At 34.2% G+C, this 24,560-nt stretch carries 21 protein-coding genes; all 21 read right to left on the bottom strand.

Annotated elements, in window-relative coordinates:
• Nucleotides 1-8: 8 nt before the first annotated feature.
• A complete protein-coding gene (locus PKK00_02670; protein ID HNW97298.1) occupies nucleotides 9-671 on the bottom strand; it encodes a PIG-L family deacetylase in 663 nt (220 codons plus the stop codon).
• Between the two features lie 27 nt (nucleotides 672-698).
• Nucleotides 699-1,289: a sugar transferase gene (locus tag PKK00_02675; protein HNW97299.1), complete on the bottom strand. Its 591-nt coding sequence runs from the start codon at nucleotides 1,287-1,289 to the stop codon at nucleotides 699-701.
• 27 nt (nucleotides 1,290-1,316) lie between these two features.
• Complete coding sequence (locus tag PKK00_02680; protein ID HNW97300.1) at nucleotides 1,317-2,426, bottom strand: glycosyltransferase; 1,110 nt, start codon at nucleotides 2,424-2,426, stop codon at nucleotides 1,317-1,319.
• A 1-nt stretch (nucleotide 2,427) separates the two neighbouring features.
• Nucleotides 2,428-3,672: a DUF6337 family protein gene (locus PKK00_02685; protein HNW97301.1), complete on the bottom strand. Its 1,245-nt coding sequence runs from the start codon at nucleotides 3,670-3,672 to the stop codon at nucleotides 2,428-2,430.
• Between the two features lie 2 nt (nucleotides 3,673-3,674).
• On the bottom strand, nucleotides 3,675-5,021 hold the full coding sequence (locus PKK00_02690) for an O-antigen ligase family protein (protein HNW97302.1): 1,347 nt from the start codon (nucleotides 5,019-5,021) through the stop codon (nucleotides 3,675-3,677).
• Entirely contained in the window at nucleotides 5,021-6,013 is a 993-nt protein-coding gene (locus PKK00_02695) for a glycosyltransferase family 2 protein (protein HNW97303.1), read from the bottom strand. Before PKK00_02695 ends, PKK00_02690 begins: the two co-directional genes overlap by 1 nt.
• Entirely contained in the window at nucleotides 6,006-7,283 is a 1,278-nt protein-coding gene (locus PKK00_02700) for a flippase (protein HNW97304.1), read from the bottom strand. Before PKK00_02700 ends, PKK00_02695 begins: the two co-directional genes overlap by 8 nt.
• Before the next feature lie 87 nt (nucleotides 7,284-7,370).
• Nucleotides 7,371-8,156, bottom strand: a complete 786-nt coding sequence (locus PKK00_02705) for a class I SAM-dependent methyltransferase (protein ID HNW97305.1) — start codon at nucleotides 8,154-8,156, stop codon at nucleotides 7,371-7,373.
• Complete coding sequence (locus tag PKK00_02710; GenBank protein ID HNW97306.1) at nucleotides 8,157-8,735, bottom strand: class II aldolase/adducin family protein; 579 nt, start codon at nucleotides 8,733-8,735, stop codon at nucleotides 8,157-8,159.
• Nucleotides 8,735-9,778: an S-methyl-5-thioribose-1-phosphate isomerase gene (gene mtnA / locus PKK00_02715; protein HNW97307.1), complete on the bottom strand. Its 1,044-nt coding sequence runs from the start codon at nucleotides 9,776-9,778 to the stop codon at nucleotides 8,735-8,737. Before mtnA ends, PKK00_02710 begins: the two co-directional genes overlap by 1 nt.
• Before the next feature lie 322 nt (nucleotides 9,779-10,100).
• Nucleotides 10,101-10,541: a GatB/YqeY domain-containing protein gene (locus PKK00_02720; protein HNW97308.1), complete on the bottom strand. Its 441-nt coding sequence runs from the start codon at nucleotides 10,539-10,541 to the stop codon at nucleotides 10,101-10,103.
• A gap of 17 nt (nucleotides 10,542-10,558) precedes the next feature.
• A complete protein-coding gene (ftsZ, locus tag PKK00_02725; GenBank protein HNW97309.1) occupies nucleotides 10,559-12,142 on the bottom strand; it encodes a cell division protein FtsZ in 1,584 nt (527 codons plus the stop codon).
• Between the two features lie 109 nt (nucleotides 12,143-12,251).
• Nucleotides 12,252-13,553 carry a cell division protein FtsA gene (gene ftsA / locus PKK00_02730; protein ID HNW97310.1) on the bottom strand — a complete coding sequence of 434 codons (1,302 nt, stop codon included), beginning with the start codon at nucleotides 13,551-13,553 and terminating at the stop codon, nucleotides 12,252-12,254.
• A gap of 10 nt (nucleotides 13,554-13,563) precedes the next feature.
• Nucleotides 13,564-14,358 (bottom strand): hypothetical protein, encoded by a 795-nt coding sequence (locus PKK00_02735; protein HNW97311.1) that lies wholly within the window; start codon nucleotides 14,356-14,358, stop codon nucleotides 13,564-13,566.
• A complete protein-coding gene (gene murC, locus PKK00_02740; protein HNW97312.1) occupies nucleotides 14,358-15,734 on the bottom strand; it encodes a UDP-N-acetylmuramate--L-alanine ligase in 1,377 nt (458 codons plus the stop codon). The genes PKK00_02735 and murC overlap by 1 nt, the downstream gene beginning before the upstream one ends.
• Nucleotides 15,731-16,849, bottom strand: coding sequence for an undecaprenyldiphospho-muramoylpentapeptide beta-N-acetylglucosaminyltransferase (gene murG / locus PKK00_02745; GenBank protein HNW97313.1), 1,119 nt, complete (start codon nucleotides 16,847-16,849; stop codon nucleotides 15,731-15,733). Before murG ends, murC begins: the two co-directional genes overlap by 4 nt.
• On the bottom strand, nucleotides 16,836-18,017 hold the full coding sequence (locus PKK00_02750; GenBank protein HNW97314.1) for a putative peptidoglycan glycosyltransferase FtsW: 1,182 nt from the start codon (nucleotides 18,015-18,017) through the stop codon (nucleotides 16,836-16,838). The genes murG and PKK00_02750 overlap by 14 nt, the downstream gene beginning before the upstream one ends.
• 9 nt (nucleotides 18,018-18,026) lie before the next feature.
• Nucleotides 18,027-19,361, bottom strand: a complete 1,335-nt coding sequence (gene murD / locus PKK00_02755; GenBank protein ID HNW97315.1) for a UDP-N-acetylmuramoyl-L-alanine--D-glutamate ligase — start codon at nucleotides 19,359-19,361, stop codon at nucleotides 18,027-18,029.
• 21 nt (nucleotides 19,362-19,382) lie between these two features.
• Nucleotides 19,383-20,639 carry a phospho-N-acetylmuramoyl-pentapeptide-transferase gene (mraY, locus tag PKK00_02760; GenBank protein ID HNW97316.1) on the bottom strand — a complete coding sequence of 419 codons (1,257 nt, stop codon included), beginning with the start codon at nucleotides 20,637-20,639 and terminating at the stop codon, nucleotides 19,383-19,385.
• A gap of 6 nt (nucleotides 20,640-20,645) precedes the next feature.
• Nucleotides 20,646-22,106 (bottom strand): UDP-N-acetylmuramoyl-L-alanyl-D-glutamate--2,6-diaminopimelate ligase, encoded by a 1,461-nt coding sequence (locus PKK00_02765; protein ID HNW97317.1) that lies wholly within the window; start codon nucleotides 22,104-22,106, stop codon nucleotides 20,646-20,648.
• Nucleotides 22,106-24,559 (bottom strand): penicillin-binding transpeptidase domain-containing protein, encoded by a 2,454-nt coding sequence (locus PKK00_02770; protein HNW97318.1) that lies wholly within the window; start codon nucleotides 24,557-24,559, stop codon nucleotides 22,106-22,108. Before PKK00_02770 ends, PKK00_02765 begins: the two co-directional genes overlap by 1 nt.
• Nucleotide 24,560: the final 1 nt, after the last annotated feature.

Here is a 24,560-nt window from a genome sequence, read left to right on the forward strand (position 1 = left end):
TTTTCAGCTCATTCAATCTTGATTTTTTGCAAACCTGTTTTCTTTGAGTATAACACTTCAAAAACTTCGGCATACTGCGTTCCTATTTGTGTGCCCCTGGTTCTTGCCAAACTTCTGATAAAATCTTCTGATGCATAATAACGGCCCTTCTGAGAATTATATTTATCTAAAGCTTCAATTTTTTTTGCCATATGTTTTTCATCTAGTTTTATATAACATTGCGTAGCAAAATTAAAATTATTCCAGGGTATCTCATATGCAAGAATACTTGTCTTTTTAAAAGCCCTTAATCCTTCATAAGCAATAGTGCTGTGATCCTGGTGTAAATCATGAAGACAAGGCATGAATACAAGATCGGGGTTTATGGTTTTACTAAGTTGTACCAGATCTTCAAGTATCTCCTGTCGTTTATAAGCAAAGTGTCTGACCTTATATTTGTATATCAGTAAATTTGAAGGTTTAATACCTAAAACTTTTGTTGCTTCTTTCACTTCCGATTCCAGGATATTCCTGGGAAATATATCAGGAACCGATTCTTCAGATAGAGAAAAAGCGGCATAAAAAACATTTGATTTTCCTTCAAGCAACTTTGCAATGGAGCCACCGCAGCCAAATTCGCCATCGTCGGTATGCGGTGCAAGGATCAATATATTTTTAAAATTTAAATCCATTTTATCAGAATTTTTATTCCAATTATTTTATTTTTTTAAAACAGCAGCCAAAGTTAACCAGATAATTTTAATGTCAGTTAGAAATGAATGTTCATTAACATATTTAAGCTGCAATTTTTTTTTCCCGGGCCATATCAGTTCCATGTATGCTTTATCAGGGTCTTCGGCGCCTTCAAGGATTTTTCCTTCATCACTGTTCCATACCGAAGCCCAATCTGTAATTCCGGGTTTAACGCTCAATATCTTTTTTTCTTCTTCGGTAAATAAATCCGTAAAAGTTTTCACATCAGGACGAGGTCCTACAATACTCATGTTGCCTATAAATACATTTATAAATTGTGGGATTTCGTCGAGTTTTGTTTTTCTTAAAAAACGCCCGATACCTGTTATCCGTGAATCGGAAAGCGTGGTTGACGATGCCCCTATTTTATCGGCATTTACAACCATTGTTCTGAATTTATACATGCGAAATTCTTTACCATATTGACCAACTCTTTTGGCAGGATATAATACAGGACCCCTGTCATTAAAAAAAATACACAATGCAATAACAATATAGAAAGGCGAAAAAAGCAGAAGAACGATTATGCTTATTGATATATCGAAAAGTCTTTTCATTAATGTTTATATACCTTATTCAATTTTTTATTTTTCCTTAGTCGTTTTCTTATACATATTTATCATTGCCTGAACATTCTTACTCCAGTCATATGATTTGATCACGTGTTTTCTTCCGCTTTCCCCCATATCAATCCGAAGTTTTTCGCTGCTGATAAGCAATTCCAAAGCATTTACAATTTCATCAATATCTTTTACAGGAACAATCATGCCTGTTTTATTTTTTTCAACAACTTCAGGTAAACCACCGGTATCAGTAACTACAACAGGAAGCTCGCAAGCAGAAGCCTCTAATACAGATACACCAAAGCTTTCCCTTATTGATGAAACCACAAAGACATCAATATTGTTATAATATTTTACAATATCACAATGATCAACATAACCGGTAAAAATAACATCAGGCTTAATGCCCAGTTCTTTCACTAAATTTTTATATTCCTGTTCGCAACTACCACTACCCACTATTAAAAGCTTTAATGAAAGCCCTTTGTTTTTTTCTTTAAGCTTAGCAAAAGCTTTGATCAGGTAATCGATTCCATATACTTTTTCTAATGTTTTAATAGTCCCTATTACAATATCATTTTCATTAAATAATATTTTTTTAACGTTCTTAAAAAACTTTTCGGTATCAACACCAAAAGGAATAACATTTATTTTTTTTGAAGTATATTTTTTTGTTTCCTGTGCCAGGGCATTACTGGTAGCCATGATATGATCGGACTTTGACAAATTATATTTTAAAACTTTTTTAGCAAAAAAAGAACTACCCGGAAATTCAAAAACATCGCTGCCCCAGACAGAAATCACATAAGGATGAAAATTACATAATGCCCCAATAAGCCCATAACTGGAAGCATAGTAAGAATGAAGAATATCCGGTTTTTCAAAAGAAATAATTTTTTTAATCCGGTTAACAGCTGTTATATATTTCAGTTTATGAATTTTATTATCAATATAATTCAGATGATCTTTAAACCCAATTGTAAAACTTTTAAAGTTCGGTAAATTATCATAAAATGCAGAGTTCGATTTATGCAAACCAATCAATACGACTTCTATACCTGATTGGCAAAGTGAAGCAATCCATCTTTTAGTGTGGATACTGTTGGGATTGGCAAGAATAGCTACTTTCATTTTATTTTTTTGTTTTAATTTTTAACACAAAAATAAGAATTAACAAATAAGCCGACAGTTCAATAAACGGTAACTGGTTGTAATAAAAATCAAACCATCCTAAAGCCAGTGCAGAAGCAGAGAAAGCATAAAGAACAATGATCCAAAAGTTTTTTGAAATAGATGCTATAAAAAAAATAAAATATAAAATAATACTAAGTATAAAAGTATAAATAATCCCAATAACATATCCCCCATTAATCAATATTGTTCCAAAAAAAGTTTTAACATTTACATCAACCAATTCTTTCTTGTCAATAAATACGTGATAAGGACTTATAACACCCTCAAGACTTCCGCCACTAATAAAATGATATAAATTCATAAAAGGCATTATTAATGCTTTGGGATTCTGACCAACAGGCAACTGTTTATTCATATGCTCGCCAAATCCAAGGATACCGGCAAAAACATAACCCATAAAATGTTTTGCAAGTAAATAAATTTTAAAAAAGAAAGTTGCATCTTTCCTATCCTGCATAGCGAAAACATAAGTCAATCCGAATAACAGCAACACCGTTATTACAAATATCACGATATGTAATACTTTGATTTTTATTTTCTTTTTATCAAACCAGCGAAATAAAAGTCCACCGATAACAGGAATGTATAGCCATGTTTTTACCTGGTATAACAATGATAGAATAATGAAGAACAAAATAGTTATGAAGATCAGGTAATCTTTTCTTTTTGCAATCCCTATGAATATTATCAGGAACAGGATGGAAATTCCCATTAAATGCCCGGCAATTCCTGAACCTGCATATTCATAAATAAATTCATTGGTACCTATTGCATCGGTATCATCATATTTTAAAAAGGTAGAAATAAAAGAATATATCAAATAAGCAATAACAAACCAGGCAGCAATCAACAGTATTCTTTTAATTTTTTTTGATATTCCTACTGATTCATAAGAAACTTTATTCGTAATTTTTTCAATAATTTTTATGGGAATAATTTTTCCCCATAAAAAACTTCCTGACCAAAAAACTAATATTCCTGCAATAAATAATAACAACAAACTGCTGTTTACAGGCTTATAACCAAGTATGCCACCAAATGCCAATGTAATGGTAACGATGATCAAAAGCGGGTAGCTTAAAATAGTTACAGGTGAAAAATAATTTGCAAATATTTTCCTGTCGAAATTTGTTATTAAAACTATTTCGGCAAAAAGAATTAAATATAAAACCAAATTCAGCATTGCTACAATAATGTTTTTTCAGTACCCTGGCTTCGCCCTTTGACAAATAATAAAAAACTATAAAAGAAAGCAATAAATATAACTCCTGCAATGGTATTAAGCACGGCTTCAAACATAAAATTAATAATAATGATACCGATAAAAATCAAAATTAAAAATCGTTTACGGGTATAGTTTCTTCTAAGGAAAAAAGGATAAAATAACCATGTCATAAAAATTAAAAAGCCGATGACCCCAACAGCAATAAATGTTTCCAGGTATTGATTGTGAGTATTGTATTTATTTTCAACCAAAGAATGAAGTTCATATTTTTTATACTTACTCATTAAATTATCCGAAACATCGCCTGAACCTACTCCAAAAAGAAAATGCTCATTAATAATCTCTACCGATAGCATCCATATAGGAATACGGTCAACTCCGAACCGGTCAATGATGAACTGATATTCTTTTTTCTGAATCGCATCAACCAATTCGCCCTGGTTTTTAACTAATGAACTCACATAGTAAAAGCGTGAATTCTGTTTATATCCAATAATACCCAATATTATCAAAGCTACAACAACTATAGCGCCTATGAATTTTTTTTTATTCATAATTGCATAAACAATAAAATATATTACTGAAAATAAAATCAGTGTCCCATATGCTGCCTTCGACTTTAAAAGATAAATCATAATAATGAGGAAAGTTGTTGCTGTTGCATAAATAATGTTGCTCGTCCGTTGATTTTTTATAATCACTAACGAGTTGTTTACAAAATATACCATTATAAAAACACAAAGTATCAGGTACATTGAAAAATATGAAGGATGCTTAAATAACGATAAATTTGAATATGTGAAATAAGACGGGGCATCGGTATTAGTGTCGGCATAAACACCGGGAATATGGCTATTGAACATCCATTCGCTGTTTTCAAATGAAACGGAATTTAAAAAAGCATTTCCCAAACAATAAAATCCGGCAAATATATTTGCAATTACAAAAGCTAAAAGAACAAAATTAAAATACCTTTTATAAAAATTCCGTAATAAATAAATGATTGGCGGAAACAATATCAACGATAGTTTTAACTGTATATCGAAAAGTGCTGATGGAATATTTTCTGAATAAAAAACTCCGACAACAAAAACCAAATACAACAGTAGGTTGATAATTACTGCAAAATTGAATTTAAAAGTGATTCTTTTTTTTTCGTAGAAAAAGATAAGTACCAATGCGCTGACCAGCCACAGCATTATTGCATACGAAATCATTATCACTGCAAAAGGAATCAATGATATCAACAAACATGTAAGGAAAACATGAATTTTTGAAATATCCCATTTATCAGCAGCCAAAATCATTATACCGGTTTACTCGAAAAATCAAAGTTAATATATTTATCAAAAATGGCTTTGTCTACACCATTTAATTTTAATGAATCCGAAAGCAAACAAGAAAGAAATATGCGTATGGTTTTAAAAGAAAACTTATATCTGAATTTTAACAAATAAACAATATATAAAATGTACGAATGTCGCCACAATTGCCACTTCCATGAAGGCATAAAACTTTTCATATTTATAAACCGACTTAAATAATTTATAAATATTTTGCCGATGATTAGTTCAGATGTTTTTGAAATTGAAGAGTTAACTTTATGATATATCAGTGAATTTAACACACATGCTGCATTTATTTTATTCTTTTTCAGTCGCATTGAAAATTCAAAATCTTCTTCACCAAAAAAGAAATTTTCTGTCAGTTTACCTATTTTTTCAATAACTGATGTGCGCATTATTATTGAGCATCCGGTAATAAAGCTTATTTTAACGAAATTTTTATCCGGCAATTCGGTGTAATGTTTATCATCGAAAAAATATTTACGTGTTCCGTAATTGCTTAGCTTTCCACCACAATTCCAAATTATTTCCTGTTTATTAAAATATCGTATTTGCGGAGTTGCTACCGAATAATTTATGTTATTATTAAAGAATGTTATTAACTCACTCATGAAGTTTGGAGTAACAACAGTGTCATTATTCAAAAGCAGGATATAATCTGTTTTATTGTTTATCGCCGCCTGTATCCCAATATTATTTCCTTTAGCAAAACCATAATTCAAAGGACATTCAATAATCTGAATTTTTTTATATAACGTATCGGTAAGCCATTTTTTTATTTTCCCGACCGAGCCATCGGTTGAAGCATTATCTACAAGTATGATTTCAAAATTCTGATAATTGCTATTTGAAAGGCTCGACAGGCAGTCAATCGTATCTTTAAAACCATTCCAGTTCAATATTACTATTGCAACTTTTGGATTATTCACGATATTTGAATCACGCTTATTCACTAATTTTTCTAAGTTTAAAAACAGATGCAGTCAACATTGCAAAAAGTATTATTTCACTTATCAGCATTGAAGCTGACGCTCCCATATCGGCAAAAAAGTAAATTAAAAAGAAAAGGTTTACAATGCTTATAACACCAGTAATAGCAACATAAACCATGAATTTCTTTTTATATCCCATATTTACCAGGCCTAAAATTCCAAGAAAATAATTCATCCCTCCAAACAGGATAACAAAGCTCATAATCTGCATATCAGGAATGGAAGGAATAAATTTATCTCCAAGAAAAACGGTAACAACAGGTCGTGCAAACACAAGGAATAGCAGAGAAATCAGCACTAATATTACAAAATAATATTTTCCGAGTTTTATTAAAAAGTTTGCATTTTTGTTATTGCTTTCATTAAAGAACTTTTTACTCATGAACGGGAATAATGCATCGGATACCGGAGTTATTATGGACTGCATACCTTTAATCACTTTTTCGGCAGATGAATAATATCCCACAATTGTATAGTTTGAGAATAATCCTAAAAGTAGAACATTTGCATTCCGGTATAAATTCATGCTGAATGTTGAAACAAAAATCGGCCATGATTCTTTCATCTGAATTTTTATTTCAGAAATTTTTGGAAAAACAACATTCAGATTAAATGTTTTGTATGCAATTATAAAACTTAAGATTCCTGCTATCAAATACCCATATGTGTTGAATAACGGCACTATCAGGTAATCCGATTCATTACGTACAAAAACAAAAATCAAAAGTGTGAAAGTTAATTTTGAAATAAAATTTACAATTGTGATAAACTTCATTTTCTCCATTCCCTGGAAAAGCCACACTGGAACCAAAGCATCGCCAATAACAATTCCAAATGTGTAAATAAACAAAATATAATTGCTTCGAAACTGTTCAAACGAAACAATAAGGATCAATAATACCAATGCACACAAAAGGGAGATCATAAGTTTTACACTTATAACAGCGGAAAATATTTCCGAAACTTTTTGTTTATTATTTTGATTTATTGAAATCTGCTGCGTTGCAGAAAAAGCAAATCCAAAGCTTGTAAAAATTATAAAATATTGAATAACTACATTGGCAAACGAAACCAGTCCGAATGTTGAAGGACCTAAAACCCTTGTCAGATAAGGCACTGTGATAAGTGGAAACAAAAATGAAATTCCATTCAAAACCGATAATGAAACAAAATTTGAAAAAATTTGCTTTTTATCTTTATGAATTAATATTGATCTTGCTTTTTTCAGCATAACTTAACAATCATCACAAAAATAGTGATTAAGAATGAGCTTTTGGTTTTTATTTCAATAAGATATTAAGGGAGTAATTAACAGGAATCAACCCAAAGAAATCACATAATAATTTGTCGTAACAAAATAATTCCTGAAATATGGAATAGAGGTCAGTATCGACGATTGTTTCCTGACTTTAAGTTTGAATTTCACTTCATAATTTGGATTAATGAAATATAAAATCTTCTTATCAATTTTATAATTCGACTGTTTCAAAATTCTTTCAAATCGTTCAATTGTAATCCCAGTATCATGCACTTCCAAAAGGTTTTCAATTTTTCCCTGACCTTCGCCAAACATTTTTAAAATTGAACGATAAATACCTTTTGGTAAAATGTGAAAATACGGTAGTTTTGATAAAACTTTACTTTCACAAATCTGCTGATGTCCGCCAAACGGGCTTTGCCAAGAAGGAAATCCCATGAATATCTTTCCACCGGGTTTTAAAAATTTTTTTATAAAATCCATAAAGCGCTCCTGCCCATGAATATGTTCAAGAACATCGCGAGAAAAAATCAAATCGAAAGTTCCGATACTTTCAATATCATAAATATCAGCTGTAATGAATTTTATGTTTTCTTTATTCGGATGATTTTCATAAAATTTATTTGCATTCTCGATTTTTCCTCCTGCTAAATCAATTCCCACAATTCTTACACAACCCAAATCCAGAAATGGTTTCAGGTTACCACCCTCACCGCAGCCAATTTCAAGAACAGAAGTTTTTTCGTTTACATCAAAAACATCTTTTATAAAAGGCAGCACATGCCGGCTAACAGTATATTCCTGTTCTTTAAAATATTGTTCCCTGTTTGTATGTCGTTCCTGCATTTAAATTATTTTTAATAATTGCTCACCTGCTTCTTTCATGGATTTACCCAACGAAATAAATCCATGATTTTTCATGCAAAGGAAATCATGATTATCTAAAATATCAAGTACACTATTTACAAGTTCAATTGTTCCGTATGATTCCTCCTTTGCTGTTTCAGGAATACCAAGCGTTTTAACATTATCTAAAATTTCTTTTGAATGACCGTGAAAAATCGCATTCACTTCCGGTCTTGCTTTATAAATTGAATAATGCAACATGCTTTCCGACGAAGGATAACGCTTTCCTTCGGCATACACTATTCTATCTTCCATATCGCAATCCGTAACCTTTACAAAGCAATCATTCTTCAATTCATTTTTAAAACCAATACAGGTTCCGGTAATTATAAAATCATTTTCACCACTTTTTATCCTGAAGCTCAAATTTCCATATGAACCACCGGGGTATGGCGGTGCTAATTTTTTTTCATGAAAAATTTTACACCAATAGCTGAGCTCTTCAAGATGTGAATCCATAGGAGGTTCAGCATCTTTAAGAATTGTTTTAAATTTTATCCCGCTATATTCTTCTGCCATTATTCTAAAAGCGTTTTTATATCTTTCACAGTAGGTTTTACAATTCCTTTTTCAGTAATTATTCCTGTAATATATTTTGCAGGTGTAACGTCAAATGCAGGATTAAATGCTTTTGAATTTGGCGAACACACAAGCACTTCATGGAGTTTCCCTGTTTTATCAATTCCCGTTTGCCACAAAACTTCATTTTCATTTCGTTCTTCAATAATTATTTCCGAACCCGATTTACATTTCAAATCAAATGTAGAAGTCGGAGCCGCAACATAAACTGGAACTCCAAATTCTTTTGCTATTATTGCTTTTTCGAAAGTTCCTATTTTATTAGCCACATCACCATTGCGTGCAATCCTGTCTGCTCCCACAATTACCATATCAACTTTTTTCTGCGACATCAAAAATGCTCCGGCATTATCAGGCACAATAACATGAGGAACATTTTCATTATTCAGCTCCCATGCTGTAAGTCGCGCACCCTGACTGCGTGGGCGGGTTTCATCAACGTAAACAAAAATGTTTTTTCCTTCACGATGAGCTGTGTAAATGGGCGACAACGCTGTACCATAATCAACAAAAGCAAGCCATCCGGCATTGCAATGTGAAAGAATATTAAAATTATTTTTTATGATTTCATTCCCGTATTCACCAATTTTCCTGCTTGCATAAATATCCTGCTCGGCAATGAATTCGGCAGCAATAACGGCTCTTGCAGGCGAATGTTTTGCAGCAGCATAAACCAGTTCGGTAGCATAAAATAAATTTCTTGCAGTTGGACGCGTACCCTCAATTTCGTTTTTAGCAATTAAAATCTCTTCTTCGTAATTATTATTATCAGCGAGCAGAGCAGCCTGTGCCATTGCATAACCTGCAGCAGCACCAATAGCACCGGCACCACGTACAATCATTGTTTTAATTGCGTGACAGGTTGTTTTATAATCTTTCGATTCAAATATTTTAAACTCAAAAGGAAGAAGATTCTGTTCTATCATAAACACTGTTGAACCTTCGAGCCAAATGGTTTTGTATTCTTTACCGTTAACTTTCATTTCAAATTAATTACAACAAAAGTAATTTTAAAAATGCAGTTATACAAAAAGTAATATAATAATAAGGTATAAGGTAGAAAGGTATAGGGAAGTTAGAACTTAAAATTTGTATTTAAGATTTTGGATTGTAAATTAAATACAATACAGATAAAGCCCATATTACAAGTTACAAATATTAATAAAATAACCAATTTCCAACATCGAATTACCAATGATCAGCTTGGATATTGGAAATTGAGCGTTGATTATTTGAAATTTATTCTTTATCGTTAAAAAAGCCGGCTAACCAGGCCGGCAAAAAAGGTATGACGAATGTCATATGTTAGGAAAGTAAGCTTTTTAAAATATCGGAAACAACTTTATTATCGGCTTTTCCGGCAAGTTCTTTACTAGCAAGCCCCATAACTTTTCCCATATCTTTTATAGATGAAGCGCCGGTTGTTTCAATAATTTTTTTAATAATATTTTTAATTTCTTCTTCACCCATTTGCGCTGGCAGATATTGCTGTATGATATCAGCCTGAAAAATTTCAGGTTCAGCAAGATCCGATCTGTTTTGGGTTTTATAAATTTCAGCAGCTTCTCTGCGTTGCTTAACCAGCTTCTGTAATAATTTTATTTCGCTGTCGTCGGTAACCGGTTCACCGGAAGATTGTGCAAGCAACAACGCTGCTTTAATGCTTCTTAATGCTTCCAGTTTTTCTTTTTCTTTGGCAAGCATTGCCGATTTAATATCAGCATTGATGCGGTCAACTAAACTCATAATTTAATTTCTATAAATTAATCAACGTTATCGTGAAGAAAACTATTATTCTGCCGGAGTTCCACTTTTTTATCTTCACCTTCTGAAAGTGTGAATTTTGAAATATGTGATTCGCTAGAAGGAATAACATTCGATAACACTACATTTCTTCTCACGTATGCCGGTTCTTTTTCGAGTTCAGAAACACCTTGCTGTGTTTTAATTTTCATGCTGAGCTCTTTAAGTTTTTTTATTCTTTCCTGTGTATGAAGCGGAACATTTTCTTTTTCAGCAACAGGTTCCTGTACCGGTTCAACTTTATTCTCAAAAGCCGGTTCTTCTGTTTTAACCAGTATTATCGGCTCGTTCAAAGCATTAGGCTGAAGTTGAATATCCGGTTCATCATCAGCTGCTTGTTTTGTGTTTTCAAATAGAGTGAATTCATTAGTGATTTCAACCTGTTTTGATTCATTGATAATTTTTATTTCTTCAACCTTCTCAACATTTTTTGTTGTTAGTTTGATATCAAAAATATCAACGTCTTCTTTTTCGGTAACAGGATTATTTTTTTCTTCCTTCTCTGTTTTAATTTCTTCTTCAAGGGAAACAACATTACGTACAGGTTGCTTTGCCGGGATGTAATCAAATGTTTCTGTTGAATTGAAACCTGTAGCAATAAGAGTAACACCTATCATGTTGTCTAATGATTCGTCAACGCCATTACCCCAAATGATCTCAGCTGTTGAACCTGATTCACGCTGGATGTATTCAGTGATTTCAGAAACTTCATCCATGGTAATCTCAGCCTTACCTGAAGCGATATACAACAAAATGTTGCTTGCACCTTTAATCTGGTTATCGTTCAGTAATGGTGAAGATAAAGCCATTTCAACAGCTTCGAGAGCGCGGTTTTCACCTTCAGCAAATCCCGAACCCATTATAGCAACACCACTGTTTTTCATTACAGTCTTCACATCTTCAAAATCAACATTGATGTAACCGGGAACAGTGATTATTTCAGCAATACCTTTTGCTGCATTGGTAAGAATGTTATCCGCTTTTCCGAATGCTTCGGACAAACGCTGGTTTCCGTATAGTTCGCGTAATTTATCATTGCATATTACAAGCAGTGTATCTACATTTTTCCGAAGTTCTTTAATACCTTCTTCTGCCTGCAATTTTCTTTTTCTTCCTTCAAAAGAAAATGGAATGGTAACAATTGCAACAGTAAGTATTCCCATTTCTTTAGCAGTAGCAGCAATTACAGGAGCTGCTCCCGTACCTGTTCCGCCCCCCATACCTGCAGTAATAAAAAGCATTTTGGTATTCGTATCCAGCATACTTTTAATCTGGTCAATATTTTCTATGGCCGCATTTTTCCCGACAGCAGGAATAGAACCCGCTCCCCTTCCTTCAGTAAGACTCGCTCCTATCTGAACTTTAACAGGTATAGGACTAATTTCAAGAGCCTGGGAGTCGGTGTTGCATACAATAAAATCAACACCTTCAATGCCCTGTTTGAACATATGGTTTACAGCATTGCTGCCGCCACCGCCTACACCAATCACTTTTATGATTGATGATTTATTTTTTGGAAGGTCGAATTGTATCATTTCGGTCATAGATGTTTTTTCGGATGGTTAAAATTAGATATAAGATGCTATCGAAATTTTTTTTTGTTCAGATTTTATTAACATGAATTTTACAAAAAATGTTAATATTTTTTATTTGTTAATTTGTTCCACCGTCTTCAAAAAATTCTTTACCCTTTGCAAAAATTTTATCAAAGAATCCGCCTTTGGTTTTTTTAGAATGTGTCTGGACTTTTGTTTTTTCTTTCGCATTCCCTTTATTTTCCCTGGGTACCTTACTTTCCATTTTTTCGAGTCGTTCAAATCCTTTTATCACCAAGCCAACACCTGTTGCAAACATAGGACTTGCAATATCTTCGGAAACACTTTTTGCCAGGTGTTCATTTGGGTATCCGATACGTGTATCCATGCCGGTAATAAATTCAGTAAGCTGTGCCACATGTTTTAACTGAGCACCACCACCGGTAAGTACAATTCCTGCAATGAGTTTTTTCTCGTAACCGGAATTTTTTATTTCATAATAGATATGTTCAATGATCTCTTCCATTCTTGCCTGTATAATACTGGCAAGGTTTCTCAGCGAGATCTCTTTCGGGTCGCGTCCTCTTAATCCGGGAATGGAAACAATTTCTTCTTCCTTATTTTCACTTGCCAATGCTGAACCGAATTTTATTTTCAATGCTTCAGCCTGGCTGCGAATAATAGTGCATCCTTCTTTAATGTCTTCGGTAACAACATTTCCACCAAAAGGAATTACGGCAGTATGACGAATGATTCCATCCTGGAAAATAGCGATGTCTGTTGTACCCCCGCCAATATCAACTAAAACAACCCCGGCTTCTTTTTCGTCTTCGCTCAGCACGGCATCAGATGAAGCAAGCGGTTCAAGAATAAGTTCGGCAACTTCAAGTCCTGCTTTGCTTACACACTTATGAATATTTTTTGCTGCGGCAACTTGTCCGGTGATAATATGAAAATTCGCTTCAAGGCAAATGCCCGACATACCTATAGGATCTTTAATTCCCGGTTCTTTGTCAACGATATATTCCTGCGGAATAACATGAATGATTTCTTCGCCGGGCTGCATCACCAGCTTATACATATTTTCAACCAACACATCAATATCCTGCTGGCTGATTTCATCTTCAAGACTATTGCGCATAATGTTTCCACGATGCTGAATACTTTTTATATGCTGACCTGCAATTCCCACGTTCACCACCCTTATATTCACACCTGATTTTTGTTCCGCTTCTTCAATAGCAGCACGAATAGAATGAACTGTTTTTTCAATATTGGCAACCATACCACGTGTAACTCCAATCGATTCTGATTTCCCAATTCCCAGAATTTCAATTTTACCGAATTCGTTTCTTCTTCCAACGATTGCAGCAATCTTGGTAGTACCAATGTCTAATCCTACAATAATTTCTGATTCCATATTTTATGAATTAAGTTTTTGAACAAACCACCTGATTTTTATATTTTAAATTTATTTTTTTGTATTTACTCCACCCTATCTTATTCAAGCCTTTCTTATAAAAAACCAAAAGATTATTAAATTTTTCTTCCATATTATCTATGTTTCCAAAAATAACAACTGCATCGCCTATCTTGGTAAACAATTCCATTTCTCCTTTTGTATTCACGTATATCTCTTCTATCATGGCTTTCCAGAATTCATCCTTATCAATAAACTGTGCTATTCTGAAAACCTTATAAGCAGCCGTTTTCATAATATTCGAATCGGCACTCAGCGAATCATTAACATCTAATTTTATTTTAGGAGCATAATAATTATCAATATTTCCATTTGCTACAAGCAAGCGGGCAGAATATTTTTCACTACCGGGCATCAGGAAACCCTTATCATCAATGTAATAACTTTGATTGAATTTATTTATCACTTTTACTAACGGACGTCTTTGCTTTATTTTAATTTCAATATCACCCTCGATATTTGTACTTACATCTGCCTTTTCAACATAAGGTATTTCATTCAATGCACTTTCAATATCATTGGAATTTATTTCCGCAAGGCTATTATCTTTTAGCTTATAACCCTTGCCGGAAAGGTAATCCCAAATATCACTTTCTGTAATAAAATAATCATCGCTATCGTATTTTATCAGTACACTTTGGTTTTTACATATCACCGCATCCTGCTGTTTCTGTATAAAAGCAATAAGTACACCTACACCTGCAATTAAAATAACCCACATCAATATGATGATGATTCTTTTCATTAAAATTCTCTTTGAATTTTTAAAATATTTTTTAAACTTTTTTCAATAGGCAATACCAGTTGATCAATATCCCCTGCGCCAATAGTAACAAGCACTTCGAGCTTCCTTTTTACCAGTTCTTCGATTAGGTCATCCCTGGTGCATAATGATTTATTCTTAATTTTAATTTTCTCCAAAAGCATTTCTGAAGTAACTCCTTTGATAGGAAGTTCCCTTGCAGGATAAATGTCGAGCAATATACATTCATCAAGCATAGCAAGGCTTTCAGCAAACCCATCGGCAAAATCGCGTGTACGTGAAAACAAGTGAGGCTGGAAAACTCCTGTGATTTTTTTTGAAGGATATAATTCTCTTACTGCATTTAAACAGGCTTTTATTTCTTCGGGATGATGAGCATAATCATCAATAAAAACGAGTTCTTTTTCATTGATCCGGTAATCGAACCGGCGCATTACTCCCGAATAACTTTCCAATGCTTTTTTAATAACATTCACCTGAACGCCCATTTGATAAGCCACTGCAGCTGCTGCCACTGCATTTTCCACATTATGCATTCCGGGTACTCCGGCTTTAATTTCTGTTTTTTTATTTTCGGGAAAATTCAATGTAAAATAAAATGCGCCATCAGAAACTTTTATATCCGAAGCCATATATTCGCATTTCACTTTTGCAGAATAGCTCTGATATTTTATTTTATCATCAGTAAGCTTTAAACTTTTTTTAAGAAATAATTTTCCTTCATTTCTTATTTGTTTTGCAAAAAGTGTGAACGATTCAACCACATAATTTTTATCACCATAAATATCCAGGTGGTCGGCATCCATAGCCGAAATTACTGCAATATCAGGATGTAACTGAAGGAAGCTTCTGTCGTATTCATCCGCTTCGACAACGGCAATGGAATTTTTCCCTGATAAAATCAAATTTGATTTATAATTTTTTGCAATGCCCCCGATAAAAGCCATCACATCTTTTTTTGCACATTTCAGGATGTGCGCGATCATTGACGTAATGGTAGTTTTACCATGTGTACCTGCAACAGCTATAGTAAATGAATCATTAACAACCCCGGCTAATACTTCGGCTCTCTTTTTTAAACTGAATTTATTTTCTTTCAGATAAATAAATTCTTTGTGATCTTTTGGAACCGCAGGAGTATAAACTACAAGGTCAACATTTTCGGGTATTGCATTAATGTTTTCATCGAAATGAACATTAATTCCTTCTTTAATTAATTCACTTGTTAATGGTGTTGGTGTTTTATCATAACCGCTTACATTTGCTCCAAGCGATTTAAAATAACGCGCCAGGGCGCTCATACCAATGCCACCAATGCCAAGGAAATAAATATTTTTTATTTTATTAATTTCTTTCATTTAAAAATTTTTCCTGTTAATTTAATAACTTCTTTTGCAATTGTTATTGCAGCATCAGGCAAAGCAAGTCGTTTTATATTACAACTTAAATTTTTCATTTCTTCTTCGTTACCAAACATTTCGTTTATTACTTCGCTCAGTATTTGCCTGCATTCCGAATCTTTCACAAGCCTTGCTGCATTTTCTTTTACAAGCGCCATTGCATTTTTTGTCTGATGATCTTCGGCTACATTCGGCGAAGGAACAAGAATTGCCGGTTTACCAACACAACATAATTCCGAAACCGAAATTGCACCAGCCCGCGAAACTACTAAATCAGCTGCGGCATAAGCCAAATCCATCCTGTTAATGAAATCATAAACGGCAATTCCATTACCCGTATAATTTTTTACTTCAGCTTTTGCTGTTTCATAATAAGCTTTTCCTGTCTGCCATATCAATTGAATATTTTTTTCTTTCAATAAAGACAAAGACTTGCATATACTTTCGTTGATAGTCCTTGCTCCCAAGCTTCCGCCTACAGCAAAAATGATTTTATGATTTTCTTTTAAACCGAAAAATTTTAATGCTTCCTGTTTTTTATTTTCAATATCTATCACATCTTTTCTGACAGGATTACCGGTCAAAACAATTTTTTCAACCGGAAAATATTTTTTCATTTCAGGAAAAGCAACACAAATTTTATTTACTTTTTTTGACAGATTGATATTTGATTTTCCCGGGAAAGAATTTTGCTCCTGTATGAGTGTAGGGATTTTATTATAATTTGCAGCTTTTACAACTGCCCAGCTGGCATAGCCTCCAACACCAACCACCACATCGGGTTTAAAATTCTTAATGATGCTGCGCGATCTTATCAAACTGGAAATTATTTTAAACGGCACCAAAAAATTTTTATACGTCAATCTTCTTTGAATTCCGCTAATCCATAACCCTTCAATCTTATATCCGGCAGCCGGAACTTTTTCCATTTCCATCCTGCCTTTGGCGCCTACAAAAAGAATTTCCGAATCGGGTAAAATTTCTTTTATAGCATTTGCAATAGCAATTGCAGGGAAAATATGTCCCCCGGTACCTCCGCCACTTATGATCACTCTTATACTACTGCTCTTCATTTTTTTCCTGAATATTTTCTTCTGTGTTTTCTTTACCTGATTTTTTTTCTTTATCTGATTCTTTACTTACACTAAGAATTATCCCTATTGCAATACCGGTAAACCAAATGGATGTTCCTCCCATACTAACCATTGGAAGGGGCTGACCGGTAACCGGAAATAAATTCACCGCTACGGCCATATTTATGAATGCCTGGAATACCAAGCTAAAGCAGCAACCAAATGCCAGGAACGCACCAAATGTTCCCGGTGCGGTTGATGCAATTTTTACTCCCCTGAATAGTAAAATCAAATACATTAATATTACAACGATGGCTCCTATCAATCCATATTCTTCAACAATAATAGCATAAATAAAATCGGAATAAGGATGTGGCAGAAAATTACGTTGTGTACTGTTACCGGGAAATTTCCCTACTATCCCACCTGTTGCTATTGCTATTTTTCCCTGTTCTACCTGGTAATTTTCATCTTTATCAGGATTCTGAAAATTTTCAATCCTGTTCTTCCATGTCCCCAGCCTGCCCTGACTCTGTGAATTCATAAGGATGATAACAAATAAACTAAATAGAACTACAGCGATTCCAAACAAGGCAAAAATATATTTCATATTGATGCGCCCAATGAACATCATTGTCATACATGTTGCAAATAGTACAGCAGCTGTTGAAAAATTTGCAGGAAGTATCAACCCGCAAACAATTAAAATCGGCGCCATAATTGGAACAAAAGCCGATTTGAAATCTTTTATCTGCTCTTGTTTTTTTGATAATAAACGTGCTACATAAATTATGAGCGCAAGTTTTGCAAAATCGGAACTTTGAAAAGTAAGATTGATCACAGGCAATGTTAACCAACGACTGGCCTCATTTACATTGGTTCCTGTAAAAAGAGTAAACAATAACAAAGGAACGGCAATAAACATGGCAAGCTGTGAAATCCTTGAATAATAAGTGTATTTCACCAGGTGAGCAACATACATCAGCCCAAGACCGAATAACAGAATAATAAAATGTTTTATTAGATAATATTCTGTATTACCATGTTGATAGCGGTATGCAAGCGTTCCCGTAGAACTGTATACCGACAGCAATGAAAAAATAGTCAGTATAAAAATTACTAACCATACAATTTTATCACCCCTGATATTGTTAAGTATTTTTATCATTATTTTTTATTAAAAATCACGAACTGCTTCCTTGAATTTTTTTCCACGCTCTTCATAATTTTCGAAGAGGTCGAAACTGGCACATGCCGGTGATAACAAAACCACATCACCCTGTTTTCCGAAATGATATGCTGTTCTTACCGCATCAATTGCAGTATAGGTTTCCGCAATATTTTCAACGATCCCTTTAAAATTTTTTATGATTTTTTTATTGTCAAGACCAAGACAAACAATTGCCTTCACTTTACTCTTCACCATATCATTAAGTAAAGAATAATCGTTGCCTTTGTCTTTTCCGCCAACAATCCAAATCACAGGCTTGGTCATGCTTTCCAAAGCATACCATGCCGAATTCACATTCGTGGCTTTTGAATCGTTTATAAATTCAATACCATGAATATTGGCGACAAACTCCAGTCGGTGCTCAACACCTTGAAAATCGGAGAGGCTTTCTTTTATAACATCTTTTCTGATGTCAAGAATCCGCGCAGCGATTCCTGAAGCCAGCGAATTGTAAAGGTTGTGTTTACCTTGTAGTGCTAATTCTTGAAAGAGCATTCTAAATTGGGTTTGGTTTATATTTATTTTATATTCATTTTCATTAACAAATCCGCCTGTTTCAAGCTTGTGTTGAATAGAGAACGGAATTAATTTTTGTTTTAATTTTCTTTTATTGATTTCACTTTTTATCACTTCATCATCATCACAGTAAATAAAATAATCTTCTTCTTTTTGATTTCTTGTAATTCTGAATTTCGAATCTGCATACTTCTGAAAATCGTTATCGTAGCGGTCCAGGTGATCGGGTGTAATGTTTAACAACACCGCTATATCTGCACGAAACTCATACATTCCGTCAAGCTGAAAACTGCTTAATTCCAACACAAAATATTCATGATCGCTTTCAGCAAGTTGCCCGGCAAAACTTTTTCCAACATTACCTGCAAGACAAACATCCCATCCTGCTTTATTCAGAATATGATGTATAAGCGTTGAAGTTGTGGTTTTTCCGTTACTTCCGGTGATACATATTTTTTTTGAAGTACTGAATCTTGAAGCAAATTCTATTTCCGATATGACCGGAATATTTTTTGCTTTAATTTTTTTCAGCTCTTCTGTATCATCAGGAATACCGGGACTTTTAATCACTTCATCCGCTTTAAGCAAACGATTCAGCGTATGCTTTTCTTCTTCCCATTCAACACCAGCATTTGAAAGAACGTTTTTATATTTTTCTTTTATTTTACCTTTATCCGAAACAAAAACCTCAAAGCCTTTCTTTACAGCCAGTATTGCTGCTCCCACTCCACTTTCTCCTGCTCCGAGTATTATTATTTTTTTCACGGGCATTTTGTAAAAACATTTTTATCGAATCTTTAATGTTACTATCGTAATAATTGCCAGTATTATTCCTATAATCATGAAACGTAATGTAATCTTGGCTTCGTGATAACCTTTCTTCTGATAATGATGATGTAACGGCGCCATCAGGAAAACTCTGCGTCCTTCGCCATACTTGCGTTTCGTGTATTTGAAATAAAGTACCTGTATAGAAACCGAAAGACTCTGCACGAAAAATATTCCGCACAGTATAGGTATCAAAAGCTCTTTACGAATGATGATTGCAAAAACGGCAATGATTCCGCCTAAAGCCAAACTTCCTGTATCGCCCATAAACACTTGCGCAGGAAATGAATTGTACCATAGGAACCCGATACATGCACCAACAAAAGAACCTACATAAATGGTCAGCTCACCCAAATTCGGGATGTACATAATATTTAGATAATTTGCAAAAATGATGTTACCCGAAACATATGCAAGCACACCCAGCGTAGTTCCAATAATTGCTGAGGTTCCCGATGCAAGCCCGTCAATTCCGTCCGTCAGGTTTGCCCCGTTTGAAACCGCTACGATTATAAAAATCACTATCGGGATAAAAATAAGAAATGCAAATTTCCTGTAATCACCACCAAGCCATGAAAGCAAATCGGCATAATCAAATTCATTATTCTTAAAAAATGGAATGGTTGTTTTAGTTGATTTTACAGTTTCTTTAGAAAAACTTAATTGTGCCTCATTGAAGTTATCCATTTTAAACATGGTCTGTGAATCAACATAACTGGCATGCCTTTCAGCTTTTTGTTTTATCACAACATTATTACTGAAATAAAGTGTACATCCTACAATAAGCCCCAATCCTACTTGTCCAAGTATTTTAAATTTTCCAGCCAGGCCTTTTTTATTTTTTTTGAATACCTTAATATAATCATCAATAAAACCAATTGCACCTAACCAAACTGTAGCAATAAGCATCAGTATTATATAAATATTATGCAGCTTTGCAAACAGAAGCGTAGGTATTACTATTGATAAAAGAATTATCAAACCACCCATAGTTGGTGTACCTTTTTTCTGAATCTGACCTTCCAGGCCTAAATCGCGGATATCTTCACCCACTTGTTTTTTTCGCAAATAATTGATCAATCTTTTACCAACGAATAAGGATAAAAGCAGCGAAGTGATTATCGCAGCAGTAGCACGAAAGCTGATATACTGGAATAGCCCGGCTCCCGGAAAATCATACTGCTTATCTAAAAAATCGAATAAGTAATACAGCATATGATTTTATTTTAATTGTTCAAAAATTTCATTTACTACTTTTAAATCATCAAAAGGATGTTTCACTCCTTTAATATCCTGGTACTTCTCATGCCCTTTACCGGCAATCAGAATTATGTCATGAGGTGAAGTAAGATGACAAGCTGTGCGTATAGCTTCTCTTCTGTCAGCAACAACAACGACTTTTCTTCTATCAGTAATATCAACCCCTGCAAGCATATCTTCAATAATTTTTTCAGGATCTTCCGATCTTGGATTATCGGATGTTATAATAACTTTATCACTTAATTTACATGCAATGTTTGCCATTACCGGGCGTTTGGTCTTATCCCTATCGCCGCCACAACCAACTACTGTTATCACATTACTATCGTCATCTTTAACAGCTGCAATGGTTTTAAGAACATTTTCCAGTGCATCGGGAGTGTGTGCATAATCAACAATTGCAACGGTTTTATCTTTTGCGAATACCGTTTCGAATCGTCCTTCCACAGCAGTTAAACGGCTTAACACTGTCAGGACTTCCGATTTATCGAGGCCAAGCAAACATGCTGTTGCATATATTCCTAAAAGATTGTATGCATTGAAACTTCCCACAAGCTTGAACCAGACATCTATTCCATCAATGTTTAATTGAAGACCGGTAAAACGATTTTCAATAATTTTAGCTTTATAATCAGCTACATTCTTTAACGCATAAGTATAATTAGCAGCTTTGGAATTTTGTAACATCACTTTTCCATTTTTATCATCGGTATTGCTTAAAGCAAATGCTTTGCTGCCCAATGTATCAAAGAATGTTTTTTTTGCATGAAGATATTCTTCAAATGTTTTATGAAAATCCAGGTGATCATGAGTGATATTTGTAAACACACCGCCTGCAAAATCAATTCCTGTTATGCGATGCTGCACTATTGCATGTGAACTGACTTCCATAAAACAATAGGTACAACCTTTATCAGCCATATCTTTCAGTATCGACTGAATTTGAATTGCATCAGGAGTAGTATGTGTAGCAGGTAAAACTGTATCGTTAATTTTTAAACAAACTGTAGAAAACAAACCAGCTTTATATCCGAGTTCTATAAAAAGTTGATGCAATAATGTTGCAGTTGTGGTTTTTCCATTCGTCCCCGTTATACCAATAACATTAAGCTTCTCCGAAGGGTTATCATAGTAATTTGCAGCAATCCATCCCAAAGCATAACTGCTGTCGGCAACTTTTATATAAGTAATTTCATCAGAAATTTTTTCAGGAAATTTTTCGCATACAATCGCTACAGCACCCGATTTTTCAGTTTGCTCAATAAATTCATGTCCATCGGCTTTCGTACCTTTTACGGCAACAAACAGGCTCCCCTTTTCAACTTTTCTTGAATCGAAAGCAATACCGGATATTTCTCTTTCGGTATTTCCAAGCGTTTCTATAATGCCTGTTTTATATAATATGTCTTTAAGCAATTTCATTAATTACTTGTTTTCGGTTTTTCTGTTGTTTTATTTGATGTACTTTTTGTTGTTTTATTTTCTGTTGACTTGACTGTTTTGGTCGCCGGTTTTGCTACAGATTTTGTAGTAGTCTTTGTAGTAGGTTTCGCGGCAGGTTTTGTAACAGGTTTCTTAGCAGGCTTATCAATAATTTTATTAGTTTCTGTTTTTATTTTTTTATCTGTTATTGTTTTATTCTTTAAATCTGTTTTAATATTTTTTTCTGATTTGGATTCTTTTTTATTCTCAACTTTTACAGAATCTTTTTTGGGAACTTCAAGTAGTGCAAGCGGCGCTTCAGCAATTGTCGCCTGGTATGATAAAACAATATTTATGTGATTTCCTTTTTTCACGTTGGTTCCGGCAGTAATGGATTGTGACACAACTTTACCTTTACCCGAAACATTTACTTTTAACCCGGTGCTTTCAAGTAAATACAAAGCATCACGTAAGCCCATTCCAATAACATCGGGCACATTGCCGTATTTAAAAGGTTTATCCCTGAATGTAATGGTCTTCTCATCAGAAGCTACGGAAACCCATAATGCATTTGGAGATTGGGTAAGTGTAGCAAAATCAAGCTGCTTATATATGGTATACAGATCTTTTTGATTTCCTGCTTTTACAAATGGGATATTCGTATTGGCATATACTGAATCTTCTTTCTGCTGATGAATCTCAAGTTGTGTTGCAAATACCCTGTCGGCAATCTGTTTGAAAACAGGAGCAGCCACAGAACCGCCATAATACGCACCTTTTGAAGGATTGTTTATTACTACGATACATGAATATTTAGGATTATCGGCAGGGAAATATCCAACAAAAGATGCCTTATAGCTAATGCTTCCTTTATCTTTATAACCCTTGCTGTTTTGTGCAACCTGTGCTGTTCCTGTTTTTCCGGCAATTCTATATACAGAATTTTTCAGATGCTTTGCTGTACCACTATCAACAACTCCTTCTAAAAGTTTTTGTACCTGCAGAACTGTTTTTTTAGAACAAATAGAATCTTTAAGCACAACTGTTTTTTTTGTTTCAACAACTTTTCCGGTTTTCCTGATCTCCTGAACAAACATGGGTTTTACCATTTTCCCGTCATTTGCAACGGTGTTATAAAATGAAAGTATTTGCAATGGAGTAAGTGCCACTTCATAACCTATCGACATCCATGGCAGCGTAACCCGCGACCAGCTTTTATTTTTTGTATTCTTAACAACAGGCATTGCTTCACCACCAATATCAATACCTAAAGGCAGATTGATACGCATGCTGTATAGCTTGTCAATAAAGCGCTGCGGATTATCTTTATATGCTTTAAAAATAGCTTTTGAAATTCCCACGTTCGATGATATTTCAAAAGCACGACGCACAGGAACCGGACCGTAACCATTGATATGAGAATCTTTCATTTCCCTGTCGAAATAGGTTGTCTTTCCTATAGGAACCATATCTCCAAGGGTTATCTTACCATCATCCAATGCGGCAACAACAGAAAATAATTTGAATGTAGAACCGGGTTCGGTACTTTCACCAATGGCATAATTATATTTTTCTTCGTATTCGCCTTCAGATGTTCTCGATAGATTTGTAATTGCTTTAATATGCCCGGTTTCAACTTCCATCAATATTGCACATCCATGATCGGCATCATTGGCTATAAGCGTTTTCCGTAAAGCATTTTCAGCTACATCCTGAATATCAATATTGATCGTAGTAATTACATCGCTGCCGTTCTGGGGTTCAATTTCATTTTCATTCAAAGGCATCCAAACACCTCCAGCAATTTTCTTTCTTAATCTTATTCCGCTTACACCTTCCAGTTGCTTGCTATAAGCACCTTCCAATCCAACAAAGATTCCTTCACGTTCAAAACCAATTGTCCGTTTTGCCAGCGACTGGTATGGAGTTACACGCTTTTCCTTTTGATCAACAACAAGTCCGCCCCTGTTTTTTCCTAACCTGAATATTGGAAATGTTTTTAATATCTTTAATTGTTCATATGTTACCTGTGTGCTTTCATCTGTCAGCAATGATTTATGAATAAGAACATATTCTTTCTTTTCTTTACGTGCAGCCGTAAGTAGTTTTCTGAATTGTTGCCTGGTTTTATCTTTGAAAATTTGAGCAAGACAACAGGAAAGTGAATCTACATTCTTATCAAATATTTCATCTGTTATTACCTGTGAATCCCAGTAAATATCAAATATAGGGATTGAGGTTGCAAGCAAACTGCCATCTTCAGCACATATATTACCCCTGATGGCTTCAACCATCATGGTGTCTATTGTTTGCTGCCTTGAACGCTCGCGCCAATGATCACCTTCAACAAACTGTATATGGCAGATCTGTCCTATGATAAAGAAAGAGAAGACAAGGACTACTACGTAGACCAAATAAACACGCCATAGTATGTCTTTCTTAACTTCTTTCATT

The organism is Bacteroidales bacterium (assembly GCA_035353855.1).
Taxonomy (GTDB): Bacteria; Bacteroidota; Bacteroidia; order Bacteroidales; family CG2-30-32-10; genus DAOQAK01.